Here is a 12,419-nt window from a genome sequence, read left to right on the forward strand (position 1 = left end):
CATGCCGGAGCGTCTGCCTGATGCAGACGCTCAATCAATGATGGGGTGAGAATAAATGAAAGCGGCCCGCCAGCAGGCGATCGTCGATCTCCTGATCAACCACAGCAGCCTGACCACCGAAACGTTGTCAAAACAGCTCAACGTCAGCAGGGAAACCATTCGCCGCGATCTCAGCGAGCTGCAGGCGCAGGGCAAAGTGCTGCGCAACCACGGCCGGGCCAAAGTGATCCACCAGCGCAGCCAGGACAGCGGCGACCCTTTCCACATGCGCCTGAAAAGCCATTACGCGCATAAAGCCGACATCGCCCGCGAAGCGCTGGCCTGGATTGACGAAGGCATGGTCATCGCCCTCGATGCCAGCTCCACCTGCTGGTACCTCGCCCGCCAGCTGCCGGACCGCCCGCTGCACGTTTTTACCAACAGCCAGCCCATCTGCCAGGAGCTGGCCAAACGCGACCAGATCGCCCTCACCTGCTCCGGCGGCACCCTGCAGCGGAAATATGGCTGCTACGTTAACCCGGCGCTGATTTCCCAGCTGAAATCGCTGGAGATCGATCTGTTTATTTTTTCCTGCGAAGGCATCGACCCGCAGGGCGCGCTGTGGGACTCCAATGCGTTCAATGCCGACTTCAAATCGATCCTACTTAAGCGGGCGGCGCAGTCGCTGCTGCTGATCGATAAAAGTAAGTTCAACCGTTCCGGCGAGGCGAGAATTGGTCATCTGGATGACGTGACGCATATTGTGTCGGATGCGCCGCAGCCTTAAGCATGCGGCGAAGGCCGGAGGACAAGCACGCGTCTCCGGCCTGAGGGTGAGAGATTAACGCTCGTCGCGGCGTCCGCCGACGGCGGCCCACAGGCGACGCACGTGAACGGTCACCTCTTCACGATCGTGGTACAGCTGACGCGCCTGGATCTGGGCGTTAATCCCGTGCTCGTCCAGCTGGGCCTGAATATAGGCCAGGTTCTGCGACACCTCTTCGTAGCGCTTTTTCATCGGCAGCTTGAGGTTGAAGATGGTCTCCCGGCACCAGCCGTTGACCAGCCACTGCGCCATCAGCGCCGCCACTTTCGCCGGCTTCTCCACCATATCGCAGACCATCCACGAGATGTTGTTGCGGTTCGGACGATAGCGGAAACCGTCTTCGCGCAGCCAGGTCACCTGGCCGGTATCCATCAGGCTCTGGGCCATCGGACCGTTATCGACCGAAGAGACCCACATGTTGCGCTTCACCAGCTGATAGGTCCAGCCGCCCGGGCAGGCGCCAAGGTCGACGGCATACATGCCGTTCGCCAGGCGCTCGTCCCACTCGTCCGCCGGAATAAAGACGTGGAACGCCTCTTCCAGCTTGAGGGTGGAGCGGCTCGGGGCGTCGGACGGAAACTTCAGCCGCGGAATGCCCATATAGAACGGCGAGTTGTTGTTGCTGTACGAGTAGCCGGTATAGCAGCAGCCCGGGGCGATAAAGAACACATGCACCACCGGACGCTTCGGCGTTTCATAGCGGGTCAGGACGCCCGCTTCGCGCAGCGCCGCGCGCAGCGGCACGGTAAACTTGCGGCAGAACTTCATCAGCTCTTTGCTTTCGTTAGTGTCCGCCACCTCGACGCGCAGATCGCCGCCCTTCTCCACCACGCCCTGAAGCATGCCGACGATCGGCGTGATGCGATCCTCCGGCGGCAGGTCGCGCAGCAGTTCGCCGACCACAAACATCTGGCGGGCGAAGATCAACGAGCTGAACGGCAGATCGCGCACCAGCTTCTCGCCATCATCCTGCTGATAGCCTTCAAAAATCACATAACCAGAGTCTTCTTTGACCCGGGCAAAACCAAACACCTCAAGGCGGGCTGCCTTATCGGTAATTTCTGCTGCGCACTCTTTCTCAAACCCAGGGCGACAATAGAGGACAACCTTATTCATGAACAACGCCCTTACGTTTCAGACGAATTGCACCAATTAACATTAAAACCCAGCCGGCGAGGAAGCTCACGCCGCCCACCGGGGTCACGAACGCCCACAGGCGTAAATGAGAGAGCGCCAGGCAGTAGAGGCTGCCGCTGAACAGCACGGTCCCTAACGCCAGAAACACGCTGCTCCAGTAGAACCAGATACTGATCCGACGCTGCATCGCCACCGCCAGACCAAAAATCGCCAGGGTATGGAAGGCCTGATACTCCAGGCCGGTATGGATCCAGGCCATCTCCGCCGCGCCGAGCGATTGACTTAAGACATGCGCGCCGAAGGCACCCAGAGCCACAAAGATAAAGCCGCTAATCGCGGCGAATATCAGCATAAAACGGCTGGTCATGTTGTTACCCTACAAGTAATTATTGTTCATAACGAAAGCGGAATTTTTCTTGTTCACTTGCCGCTTTCGCCAGAATCCACTGCCGGAAAGCGGCTATTTTACCCAGTTCTGCCTGACTGTCATGGCAAACAAGGTAAAACGCATTCTTACTGACCAGAACATCATTAAACGGACACACCAGGCGACCGGCTTCAATTTCGGACTGCGCCATGACGTTGTTGGCCAGCGCCACGCCCTGCCCATGAATGGCCGCCTGCAGCACCATCGCGCTATGGCTGAAAATCGGTCCCTGCTGCACATTAATATGGCTTAGACCCAGCTGGCGGGTATAAGTTTGCCAGTCGCGGCGGGACGCATCGTGAAGCAGCGTATGTTGCGCCAGATCGGCAGGCGTTTTCAATGCCTTGTCGCCGGTGAGCAGCAGCGGGGAACAGACCGGCAGCAGATACTCGGCGTACAGTTTTTCCACACGCAGGCCCGGCCAGTTGCCGCGACCGTAAAAAATCGCCACGTCGACATCGTCCGCCAGCTTATCCTCCTGACGGTCCACCGCCTGGATCCTGACGTCGATTCCCGGATAAGCTGAGTTAAAGCTTGTGAGTCTCGGCACCAGCCACTGGATGGCGAAACTTGGCAATAAACTGACCGTTAAGGCCCCTTTGGCGCTTCGCGCCTGCAGTTTACGCGTCGCTTCCGTCAGTTGCGAAAAAATCTCTTTAATATCCTGAAAATAGCTTTGCCCTTCTTCCGTTAACAGCAGCGAACGATTGCGCCGACGGAACAGCTTAAGGCCCAGAAAATCCTCGAGAGACTTGATTTGGTGGCTGACTGCGGCCTGCGTCACAAAAAGCTCATCGGCTGCCCGAGTGAAGCTGAGATGGCGTGCGGCTGCATCAAAAACACGTAATGCATTCAGAGGAGGTAATCGCTTCGACATGGTTATTCTGGCTTAGATGTTAACTCAATTTAACAAATAGGAAACAACGGTTAACCTATTAGTTTTTTTTATCTGAGCCATTATAAATTGTCCGTTGAGGTTCTACCAGCAAATACCTATAGTGGCGGCACTTCCTGAGCCGGAACGAGAAGCTTTTTTTGGAATGCGTGTTCCATCAAGCTTTTGGCTTACGGTTGTGATGTTGTGTTGTTGTGTTTGCAATTGGTCTGTCTTTGCAGACCCTGGTAGCAAGGCTACCCCTTTTCACTTCCTGTACATTTACCCTGTCTGTCCATAGTGATTTAATGTAGCACCGCAACGCGCGGTGCTTTTTTTTGCCTTTTTACTGCCTTACTCGTCCAGCTCACCCAGCTGTTTCACGTCAGAGCGATTGATCTGCTGTTTGTTGCCCCACGCGTCCTTATACGAGATCATGCCAGTATCATTATCGGTTTGCGGTTTCCCGTCGGTGACGATGGTCCGCCCATCATTGGTATGCATCACATAGTTAGAGGAACAGGCGCTCAGGCCCAGAGTCAGCATACAGGCAGAGATAATCGCAGCGGCCTTAGTCATTTTCATTTTTCTCTCCTTACGGCTATTTATACTATTCGTGACTCGTTAAGTAATAGGTTAAAACACAAACCCAACACTTTTCAGCATAACCCTCTTTGCCCCATGTGGAGTCACATTCGGACAATTCCACAGGACGCAGAGGCCTTGTCACGCCCGGCAAATTGCGCGACGATCGCGGTATTGATACGAGGAATTCCATGAACGCATTCAACCCTGCGCACTTTCGCGCGCAGTTTCCGGCTCTGGCCGACGCCGGCGTCTATCTCGACAGCGCGGCGACGGCGCTCAAACCGCTGGCGGTGATCGACGCCAGCGACCAGTTTTATCGCCTGAGCGCCGGCAACGTCCACCGCAGTCAATTCGCCGCCGCCCAGCGGCTGACCGAGCGCTATGAGGCGTCCCGCGAGCGCGTGGCGGCGTGGCTGAACGCCCCCTCCGGCAAAGATATCGTCTGGACGCGGGGGACCACGGAGGCCATCAATATGGTGGCGCAGAGCTACGTCCGGCCGCGCCTGCAGCCTGGCGATGAAATTATCGTCAGCGAAGCCGAGCATCATGCCAACCTCGTGCCCTGGCTGATGGTGGCCGGGCAGACCGGCGCCAGAGTGGTCAAGCTGCCGCTTGGCGCCGACCGGCTGCCGGATATCGCCAGCCTCGGCGCGCTCATCACCCCGCGCAGCCGGGTGCTGGCCATCGGGCAGATGTCCAACGTCACCGGCGGCTGCCCGGACCTGGCGCAGGCCATCCGCCTTGCTCACGCCGCCGGAATGGTGGTGATGGTCGATGGCGCCCAGGGGGCGGTGCATTTCCCCGCGGACGTGCAGGCGCTGGATATCGATTTTTACGCCTTTTCCGGCCATAAGCTGTATGGCCCGACCGGGATCGGCGCCCTGTACGGTAAAAGCGAACTGCTGGCGGCGATGTCGCCCTGGCTCGGCGGCGGGAAGATGATCGCCGAGGTCAGCTTTGACGGCTTTACGCCGCAGCCGGCGCCCTATGGCCTTGAGGCCGGTACGCCCAATGTCGCCGGGGTGATTGGCCTGAGCGCCGCGCTGGAGTGGCTGGCGCAGAGCGATATCGGCCAGGCGGAAAACTGGAGCCGCAGTCTGGCGAGCCTGGCGGAAGAGGCGCTGGCGAAACGGCCAGGCTTCCGCTCTTTCCGCTGCCAGCAGTCAAGCCTGCTCGCCTTTGAGTTCGACGGTATTCATCACAGCGATCTGGTGACGCTGCTGGCGGAGTCCGGCATTGCCCTGCGCGCCGGGCAACACTGCGCCCAGCCGCTGCTGGCGGCCTTAGGGGTCAGCGGCACGCTGCGGGCCTCTTTCGCCCCCTACAATACCCAAGACGATGTTGCGGCGCTGGTCCACGCGGTGGATCGCGCTCTGGAAATTCTGGTGGATTAATGACAACTCTGCATCCCTTCGGCACGACCATTACCGACGCCACGCTGCGCCAGACCTTTGCCCCGCTGAACCAGTGGGAGGATAAATATCGGCAGCTGATTTTATTGGGCAAAAAGCTGCCGACGCTGACCGATGAGCTCAAAGCGCAGGCCCGGGAGATTGCCGGGTGTGAAAACCGCGTCTGGCTGGGCTATGAGGAGGATACCGAAGGCAGGCTGCACTTCTTTGGCGACAGCGAAGGACGGATTGTGCGCGGCATGCTGGCGGTGCTGTTGACCGCCATTGAAGGCAAAAGCGCCGCTGATCTGCTGGCGCAGGATCCGCTGGCGCTATTTGATGCGCTGGGGCTGCGCGGCCAGCTGAGCGCCTCGCGCAGCCAGGGGCTCAGCGCCCTGAGCGAAGCGGTGCTCGCCGCCGCCCGCGAGGTTGAGGTTTAAGCTCATCCCGGGGGCGGCGCTTGACGCGCCTTGCCCGGGCTACGGGTTCGTGCGGTTTTGTCGCCCGGACAGGTGCCTCCGGGGAATTGTCTTGTAGCCCGGGTAAGGCGCCTGCGCCGCGACCCGGGAATTTACGCCGTCTGCCGCTCCGCCTTCGCCAGCATTTTCTTCAGCGCATGGGATACCGCGACGAACCCGAAGGTCGCGGTCACCATCGTCGCCGCGCCAAACCCGGATGCGCAGTCCATCCGCTTCGGCCCTTCCGCCGTGCTCTTCATCGCGCAGACGCTGCCGTCCGCCTGCGGGTAGACCAGCGCTTCGGTAGAGAAGACGCAGTCCACGCCGAGCTTGCCTTTGCTGTTTTTCACCACCCCAAACTGGCTTTTCAGCCGCTCGCGCAGTTTGGCCGCCAGCGGATCCTGGATGGTTTTCGCCAGATCGGCGACCTGGATTTGCGTCGGATCGATTTGTCCGCCCGCGCCGCCGGTGGTGACCAGCGGCACCTTATGGCGACGACAGTAAGCGATTAACGCCGCTTTCGGCCGGACGCTATCGATGGCGTCGATGACGTAGCTGAAGCCGGCGCCCAGGTATTCCGCCACGTTTTCCGGGGTCACGAAATCATCCACTACCGTCACCCGACACTCCGGGTTGATCAGGCGAATACGCTCCGCCATCACTTCGGCTTTCGCCAGCCCGACGTTGCCGCTGAGGGCGTGGATCTGGCGGTTGGTGTTGGTCACGCAGACATCGTCCATATCGATAAGGGTGATCGCCCCGATGCCGGTTCGCGCCAGCGCTTCCGCCGCCCACGAGCCGACCCCGCCGATCCCGACCACGCAGACGTGAGCGTCGGCAAAACATTGCAGCGCTTTTTCACCATATAAACGTGCCGTACCGCCAAAACGCTGGCGCCAGGCATCGCTGATTACAACAGACATATAACCTCAGAATTAGTGGACATTCCCGGGTCGCGGCGCAAGCGCCTTACCCGGGCTACCGTAGCCCCGGTAAGCGCAGCGCGACCGGGGAAAAGAACGTGAGTACTAGCCGCTAAAGACGTTGCCCGCGCCCGGGGCGTTTTTCAGCACCCATACGCGGCCATAGTGGTTATACCAGCCGGCACGATGCCCGGCATCCGGGCCAATGCCCTGGTAAATATCGAAATGCTGGCCTTTGATGGCCCCGCCGACATCGAGGGCGACCATCAGTCGCAGTTCGTATTGGCCGTTAAACTTGCCGTTATTATCCAGCAGAGGCACCTCGGCCAGCAAGGTGGTTCCCGGCGGAATAATCGACCGGTCGGAGGCCACCGAGGCGCGGCCAATCAGCGGCACGGCGCTGGCCCCTTTCACCGGCGCGAAAGACTGCGGTTTAAAGAACACGAACGACGGGTTCTGCTCCAGCAGCTCACGCACTTCCGCTTCGCTGTGCTTTTCACCCCACTCGCGGATCGCCTGCATCGACATATCTTCTTTCTTCACTTCCCCGCGGTCGATCAGCACTTTGCCGATGCTGCGATAGGGCCAGCCGTTTTTCCCGGCATAGCTAAAGAAGTTGAGCGGCGAACCATCGCCAAAGTCGATATAACCGCTGCCCTGCACGTCCATGATGAAGTTATCCATCAGCGAGTTGCTGTACGCCAGCACATAGTTATCGCTCAGCGCGCCGGCATAAATGCTGGCGCGGGACGGCAGCTTGCCGCGCTTTGGCGGCATCCGGTAAATGGGGTACTGGAATTCGCCCTGGCGGGTGTGGCGCGCCTGCACCACCGGCGTGTAGTAGCCGGTAAACTGGACGTTGCCATAGTTGTCGGTGCCCTGCATCTGCCAGGCGTCGATGCCAAACTGGCGCAGCGTACGGGTGTCGCCGCCGGCGCGCAGCCACTCCTGCAGCGCGTTATAGACGTTGCTTTGGCTGTTATAGAGGCGCGGCGAAGCGTTACGAATTTGATTAACCTGCTCGGAGAAGTCGCCGGCATTGATCGGCGCCCCGACGGCATCCGGCTGGTTTACCAGTGAAAACGGCTGGGTGAACTTGCCATCGCTATATTGCTGACCGCGGTCGGTCGGTTTTGAGGAACAGGCGGCGAGCATGGCCAGCATTGCCCCCGTCGCTACATATTTTGCCCAACGTCCTTTCATGGTGTCTCATCTTTTGCTGCGAAGCCTTAGTGCGTGTTGAAGATAACAAAGCGCCGGGGCTATTGAAATGCGCGATCTCATCGATGGCACAGTTTTGTGTAAAAAAACACCACAACATGGCGTTTTATAAGCCAATTCTTACAAAAATGTCGATTTGGTCGAAAAAAGGTTGCATCATCTCGCTAGCGGAGTATAGTGCGCTTCCACGGACGCGGGGTGGAGCAGCCTGGTAGCTCGTCGGGCTCATAACCCGAAGGTCGTCAGTTCAAATCTGGCCCCCGCAACCAATTAAAATTTGATGAAGTAAAGCAGTACGGTGACGCGGGGTGGAGCAGCCTGGTAGCTCGTCGGGCTCATAACCCGAAGGTCGTCGGTTCAAATCCGGCCCCCGCAACCAATCAAATTTGACAATGTGAAGCAGTACGGTGACGCGGGGTGGAGCAGCCTGGTAGCTCGTCGGGCTCATAACCCGAAGGTCGTCGGTTCAAATCCGGCCCCCGCAACCAACATTACAAACACCCTCCAGGGTGTTTTTTTGTTTCTGCGCTCCGCGAATCCGCTACAGAATTCCGGGAACGGCGCAGCGCCGCTCCCCCACCTTCTCAGCCCTTCGGCAACACAATATTGCTCGCCGCCAGCATCCCCATTTCGTGATACATCGCGCAGGCCGCTTCCACGATCGGCATCGCCAGCGCCGCGCCGCTGCCTTCGCCCAGACGCATCCCCATGTTGAGATACGGCTCCAGCTCCAGGTGCGCCAGCGCGATACGCGCCCCCTTCTCCGCCGAATAGTGCGACGGGATAAGATAGGGTTTCACCTGCGGCGCCATTCGGCACGCCGCCAGCGCCGCGGCGTAGGAGAGGAAGCCATCGAGCACCACCGGCAGACCGCAGGAGGCCGCGCCCAGCATCACACCCGTCATCCCCAATAAATCAAAACCGCCCACTTTCGCCAGCACGTCCAGACCATCATGCGGATCGGGGCGGTTAACGGCGATGGCCCGTCGTACCACCTCAACTTTATTGCCAACCTTCGCCAACGGCAGATTAGCGCCAATGCCCACCACCTCCTGGGCATCGCTGCCGGTCAGGACGCTGACGATTGCCGCCGCCGGGGTGGTATTGGCCATTCCGAGCTCCCCGACGCCAAACAGGGTGACGCCATCCTCCGCCAGCCCCCGGGTATAGCGCATCACCTCCAGCAGCAGCTCTTCCGCCTGGCTGCGGCGCATTGCCGGACCGACGGCGATATTGCCGCAGCCGCGCGCCACGCGCATGTTGATGACGCCCGGTATCAGCTCGGCATCGATTCCAACATCAATCACGTGCATCTTCGCGCCCGCCTGCGCCGCCAGCACGCAAACGCCGGTTTTACCCTGCGTCATATTTGCCGCCTGGATGGCGGTCACCGCTTTCGGCGAGATGGCGACCCCTTCGTCCCACACGCCGTGGTCGGCGCACATCACCAGCAGCGCCTTCTTTTTCACCTGCGGCACGCCGTCAAGACCGGGCATGCCCGCCAGCTGTACGGCAAGATCTTCAAGGCGTCCAAGGCTGCCGGGCGGCTTCAGCAGGCCGTCGATATGAAGCCGGGCGCGCGCCATCGCGCTTTCATCAGGCGCCGGGATCGCGCCCAGTAGAGAGGTTAAGCTTTGCATAGAGGTTCTCGTCTTGTTGGCTGACTCATCGCAGAGCCAGCAGGAAGAATAACGCCCGTTACGGCGCGCCTGGCCTATTTGATTTTTACGCCAATGCCCGACACCACCAGCCACACCTCGTCTGCCGCCGCCGCAAGGCGCTGGTTGACGCGTCCGGCGATATCGCGGAAATGGCGGGCCAGACGGTTTTCCGGCACAATCCCCATCCCTACCTCGTTGGTCACCAGCACCACGCGGGCCGGGCAGCGCTGGCAGGCGGCAATCAGTACCGCGATTTCGGCGTCGATCGCCCGCTCCATCGCCGCATAATCCCAGCCGTCCGGCGAGCTGTCGCCCCCCAGCGCAAACAGCAGGTTGGTCACCAGGGTGGTGATGCATTCCAGCAAAATCGCCTCCTCCGGGGCGATATCCGGGGTGATCAGTTCATCAAGCTGCCGCCAGCGCTCGGCGGTGCGCCAGTGCGCGGGCCTGCCGTCGCGGTGGTGCTGGATCCTCGCCGCCATCTCGTCATCAAAAACCTGCGAGGTGGCGATATACAGTACCTGCGGCGCATGGGCGATCAGCGCTTCGGCATGGCGGCTTTTACCGCTGCGCGCCCCGCCGGTCACTAAAGTCAGCATACGGGCTCCTGATGTTGGCGCATGATGGCGTAGATTTTTTCGATATCAATATGCTGACGCATCGCGTCCGCCAGCAGATCGAACTGGCGCGATTTATACTGCGCATACTCGAAATCGCTATCCAGCGCCGCCAGCCCTTTACGCTGGCGCAGGCCGTTAACCAGCGCGCGGGTAAATGCATCGCTATCGAACAGGCCGTGCAGATAGGTGCCAAACGCCAGGCCGTCATCGCTGACCGCGCCGTCCGCCACGCTCAGGCCGCCTTTATGTAATTGCATCAGCGAACGACAGCCGTCGCGCAGCTCGGTTTCGCCCATATGAATTTCGTAGCCGCTTACCGCCAGCCCCGCCGTTGCCGCCAGCCACGCCGGCAGCGCCGGAGCCAGAGTCGCCGTGACCTGGGTCGTCGTTTTGCTGTGCGCAAAGTGGGTGACGGTATTGAGCAACCCCAGCCCCGGCTGGGTGCCAAGCCCCGACTCCACCTCATCGATAATGGTTTCGCCGAGCATCTGATAGCCGCCGCAGATCCCCAGCACCGGTACGCCCTGACGCCGGGCCTGCAGTACCGCATGCGCCATGCCGCTCTCGCGAAGCCAGCCCAGGTCGCCGAGCGTATTTTTACTGCCCGGCAGGATAATCATATCCACGCCCGCCAGCTCCTGAGGCTGGCGAACATAGCGGACGCGGACGTCCGGCTGCGCCGCCAGCGCGTTGAAATCGGTAAAATTAGAGATGTGCGGCACCTGAATCACGACAATCTCAATATCGCGCCTGTCGGTGCGCAGATATTTCCCTTTTTGCAGCGCGACGCCGTCCTCATCTTCAAGATCGACGTCCAGCCACGGCATGACGCCGAGCACCGGGACGCCGGTGAGCGCTTCTATCTGCTCGATCCCGGAATACAGCAGCGCCACGTCGCCGCGAAATTTATTGATAATCACGCCCTTGACCCGCGCGCGCTCGCGATCGTGCAGCAGCGCGAGCGTGCCGTAGATAGAGGCGAATACGCCGCCGCGATCGATATCCGCCACGAGGATCACCGGGCATTGGGCCATCTCGGCCATGCCCATATTGACGATATCGCGATCGCGCAGATTGATCTCCGCCGGACTGCCCGCCCCTTCCAGCACCAGCACATCATGTTCGGCGGCCAGGCTGTTATAAACCGCGAGGATCTGTTCCCGCAGGCGCGGTTTATATTCGTGATAGCTCACCGCGTCCATATCGGTCGCCACCTTGCCCATCAGCACCACCTGCGCTTTGCGGTCGCTGGTCGGCTTAAGCAGCACCGGGTTCATGCGCACGTCCGGCGCGATCCCCGCCGCTTCGGCCTGGAAAATCTGCGCGCGGCCCATCTCTTTGCCATCCGGCGTAATACCGGAATTGAGCGCCATATTCTGCGATTTAAACGGCGCGGTGCGCTGCCCGTCCTGATAAAAGATGCGGCACAGCCCCGCGACCAGCACGCTTTTGCCGACGTCAGAAGCGGTGCCCTGTAACATAATTGCCAGCGTCATGACGCCTCCTTCATCGCGTTGCTTCGCATCCGCGTAAAAAATTCTTCTTCGGTTTTACACAGCGGCAGCCCGAGCTGCCCGTGCAGTTTCACCAGCCACGGCTGGGTGAGCCCGGCCTGGGCCATCAGTTCGCTGCGGGCAAACACCTCCCCGGGTTCGCCGTGCGCCAGCACTTCGCCGCGGCGTAAGACGTAAACCGCATCGCTGATTTCATAGATCAGATCGATATCGTGGCTGGAGATCGCCACGTGGTTGCCCCGATCGGCAATACGCTTAATGATGTCGATCATCTGCGCGCGCCCCGAAGGATCGAGACCCGCCGTCGGCTCGTCGAGCAGTAAATAGCGCGCCTGCAGCACCAGCGCGCCGGCTATCGCCACGCGCTTTTTCTGCCCGTGGCTCAGGCACTGAATCGGCTGGTGACGAAACCCCTGGGCATCGACGAGAGTCAGGGCATCGTCCACCCGGCGGGCAATTTCCTCTTCCGCTATGCCCAGGTTCCGCAGGCTAAAGGCGATATCGCTGTCGATATCGGTATAGAAAATCTGCTGGTCAGGGTCCTGGAAAACGGTCGCCACTTGCTGACGCAGCGCCAGCAGGCCGCGCTTGCTGTAGTCCAGCGGTTTTCCCTGCCATAGCACCGCCCCGCTCTGCGGGCGCAGCAGACCGCTCAGGTTCATAAACAGCGTGGATTTTCCGCAGCCGTTCGCCCCTACCAGTCCGGTCACGGCGTGATGGGAAAAATCCAGCGTCAGCCCCTTCAGCACCGGCTCGTCCTGATAGCGAAACCAGAGATCGGTCGTGGCAAGCATACTTAT

General features: G+C 60.2%; 13 protein-coding genes and 3 tRNA genes. 6 read left to right on the forward strand and 10 right to left on the reverse strand.

Translation table 11 applies throughout. The features are described from left to right. The first annotated feature begins 55 nt into the window (after window positions 1-55). The gene (gene fucR / locus K5R89_RS10945) at window positions 56-766 is read left to right on the forward strand and encodes an L-fucose operon activator (protein ID WP_023290860.1); all 711 of its coding nucleotides are present in this window, start codon (window positions 56-58) and stop codon (window positions 764-766) included. Between the two features lie 54 nt (window positions 767-820). Here the strand turns inward: fucR and rlmM are convergent, their stop codons facing one another. The 4 genes from rlmM to K5R89_RS10965 form a co-directional block, all read right to left on the reverse strand. Then, the gene (gene rlmM, locus K5R89_RS10950; protein ID WP_023290861.1) at window positions 821-1,921 is read right to left on the reverse strand and encodes a 23S rRNA (cytidine(2498)-2'-O)-methyltransferase RlmM; all 1,101 of its coding nucleotides are present in this window, start codon (window positions 1,919-1,921) and stop codon (window positions 821-823) included. Further along, window positions 1,914-2,309 (reverse strand): DUF423 domain-containing protein, encoded by a 396-nt coding sequence (locus K5R89_RS10955; RefSeq protein WP_002915543.1) that lies wholly within the window; start codon window positions 2,307-2,309, stop codon window positions 1,914-1,916. The genes rlmM and K5R89_RS10955 overlap by 8 nt, the downstream gene beginning before the upstream one ends. 19 nt (window positions 2,310-2,328) lie before the next feature. After that, window positions 2,329-3,246, reverse strand: coding sequence for a glycine cleavage system transcriptional regulator GcvA (gene gcvA / locus K5R89_RS10960; protein ID WP_002915545.1), 918 nt, complete (start codon window positions 3,244-3,246; stop codon window positions 2,329-2,331). Between the two features lie 351 nt (window positions 3,247-3,597). Continuing rightward, window positions 3,598-3,822, reverse strand: coding sequence for a YgdI/YgdR family lipoprotein (locus tag K5R89_RS10965; protein WP_002915549.1), 225 nt, complete (start codon window positions 3,820-3,822; stop codon window positions 3,598-3,600). A gap of 197 nt (window positions 3,823-4,019) precedes the next feature. Here K5R89_RS10965 and csdA point away from each other — a divergent pair, with 197 nt between their 5' ends. Continuing rightward, a complete protein-coding gene (gene csdA, locus K5R89_RS10970; protein ID WP_060591983.1) occupies window positions 4,020-5,225 on the forward strand; it encodes a cysteine desulfurase CsdA in 1,206 nt (401 codons plus the stop codon). Further along, window positions 5,225-5,662: a cysteine desulfurase sulfur acceptor subunit CsdE gene (gene csdE, locus K5R89_RS10975; protein ID WP_060591985.1), complete on the forward strand. Its 438-nt coding sequence runs from the start codon at window positions 5,225-5,227 to the stop codon at window positions 5,660-5,662. The genes csdA and csdE overlap by 1 nt, the downstream gene beginning before the upstream one ends. A gap of 131 nt (window positions 5,663-5,793) precedes the next feature. Here csdE and tcdA read toward each other — a convergent pair whose 3' ends face one another. Together tcdA and mltA are read right to left on the reverse strand one after the other, a co-directional pair. Continuing rightward, window positions 5,794-6,603: a tRNA cyclic N6-threonylcarbamoyladenosine(37) synthase TcdA gene (gene tcdA, locus K5R89_RS10980; protein ID WP_049013567.1), complete on the reverse strand. Its 810-nt coding sequence runs from the start codon at window positions 6,601-6,603 to the stop codon at window positions 5,794-5,796. Between the two features lie 105 nt (window positions 6,604-6,708). Continuing rightward, on the reverse strand, window positions 6,709-7,806 hold the full coding sequence (mltA, locus tag K5R89_RS10985; protein ID WP_008806279.1) for a murein transglycosylase A: 1,098 nt from the start codon (window positions 7,804-7,806) through the stop codon (window positions 6,709-6,711). Window positions 7,807-8,016: 210 nt separating this feature from the next. On the opposite strand from mltA, the gene K5R89_RS10990 reads away from it, so the two are divergent. The 3 genes from K5R89_RS10990 to K5R89_RS11000 all read left to right on the forward strand — a co-directional run bounded on the left by K5R89_RS10990 (window position 8,017) and on the right by K5R89_RS11000 (window position 8,312). Continuing rightward, window positions 8,017-8,093 (forward strand) — tRNA-Met (locus tag K5R89_RS10990). Window positions 8,094-8,126: 33 nt separating this feature from the next. Then, window positions 8,127-8,203, forward strand: a tRNA-Met gene (locus K5R89_RS10995). Window positions 8,204-8,235: 32 nt separating this feature from the next. Beyond that, a tRNA-Met gene (locus tag K5R89_RS11000) sits at window positions 8,236-8,312 on the forward strand. Between the two features lie 96 nt (window positions 8,313-8,408). Here the strand turns inward: K5R89_RS11000 and cobT are convergent. From cobT to K5R89_RS11020, 4 genes are all read right to left on the reverse strand, one after another. Next, window positions 8,409-9,464, reverse strand: coding sequence for a nicotinate-nucleotide--dimethylbenzimidazole phosphoribosyltransferase (gene cobT / locus K5R89_RS11005; protein ID WP_064155018.1), 1,056 nt, complete (start codon window positions 9,462-9,464; stop codon window positions 8,409-8,411). A gap of 74 nt (window positions 9,465-9,538) precedes the next feature. Next, window positions 9,539-10,084, reverse strand: coding sequence for a bifunctional adenosylcobinamide kinase/adenosylcobinamide-phosphate guanylyltransferase (gene cobU, locus K5R89_RS11010; protein WP_064155017.1), 546 nt, complete (start codon window positions 10,082-10,084; stop codon window positions 9,539-9,541). Next, window positions 10,078-11,601 (reverse strand): cobyric acid synthase, encoded by a 1,524-nt coding sequence (locus K5R89_RS11015; RefSeq protein ID WP_217259490.1) that lies wholly within the window; start codon window positions 11,599-11,601, stop codon window positions 10,078-10,080. Before K5R89_RS11015 ends, cobU begins: the two co-directional genes overlap by 7 nt. Further along, complete coding sequence (locus tag K5R89_RS11020; protein WP_072421827.1) at window positions 11,598-12,413, reverse strand: energy-coupling factor ABC transporter ATP-binding protein; 816 nt, start codon at window positions 12,411-12,413, stop codon at window positions 11,598-11,600. Before K5R89_RS11020 ends, K5R89_RS11015 begins: the two co-directional genes overlap by 4 nt. Window positions 12,414-12,419: the final 6 nt, after the last annotated feature.

The organism is Klebsiella sp. TF21-TM, from assembly GCF_019753495.1.
Classification (GTDB): Bacteria; Pseudomonadota; Gammaproteobacteria; order Enterobacterales; family Enterobacteriaceae; genus Klebsiella; species Klebsiella quasipneumoniae.

Bases quoted from the DNA above. Each gene is read 5' to 3' on its own strand.
- fucR (WP_023290860.1), top strand. From the start codon at position 56: ATGAAAGCGGCCCGCCAGCAGGCGATCGTCGATCTCCTGATCAACCAC.
- cobU (WP_064155017.1), bottom strand. From the start codon at position 10,084: ATGCTGACTTTAGTGACCGGCGGGGCGCGCAGCGGTAAAAGCCGCCAT.
- csdE (WP_060591985.1), top strand. From the start codon at position 5,225: ATGACAACTCTGCATCCCTTCGGCACGACCATTACCGACGCCACGCTG.
- cobT (WP_064155018.1), bottom strand. From the start codon at position 9,464: ATGCAAAGCTTAACCTCTCTACTGGGCGCGATCCCGGCGCCTGATGAA.
- mltA (WP_008806279.1), bottom strand. From the start codon at position 7,806: ATGAAAGGACGTTGGGCAAAATATGTAGCGACGGGGGCAATGCTGGCC.
- K5R89_RS11020 (WP_072421827.1), bottom strand. From the start codon at position 12,413: ATGCTTGCCACGACCGATCTCTGGTTTCGCTATCAGGACGAGCCGGTG.
- rlmM (WP_023290861.1), bottom strand. From the start codon at position 1,921: ATGAATAAGGTTGTCCTCTATTGTCGCCCTGGGTTTGAGAAAGAGTGC.
- gcvA (WP_002915545.1), bottom strand. From the start codon at position 3,246: ATGTCGAAGCGATTACCTCCTCTGAATGCATTACGTGTTTTTGATGCA.
- tcdA (WP_049013567.1), bottom strand. From the start codon at position 6,603: ATGTCTGTTGTAATCAGCGATGCCTGGCGCCAGCGTTTTGGCGGTACG.
- csdA (WP_060591983.1), top strand. From the start codon at position 4,020: ATGAACGCATTCAACCCTGCGCACTTTCGCGCGCAGTTTCCGGCTCTG.
- K5R89_RS10965 (WP_002915549.1), bottom strand. From the start codon at position 3,822: ATGACTAAGGCCGCTGCGATTATCTCTGCCTGTATGCTGACTCTGGGC.
- K5R89_RS11015 (WP_217259490.1), bottom strand. From the start codon at position 11,601: ATGACGCTGGCAATTATGTTACAGGGCACCGCTTCTGACGTCGGCAAA.
- K5R89_RS10955 (WP_002915543.1), bottom strand. From the start codon at position 2,309: ATGACCAGCCGTTTTATGCTGATATTCGCCGCGATTAGCGGCTTTATC.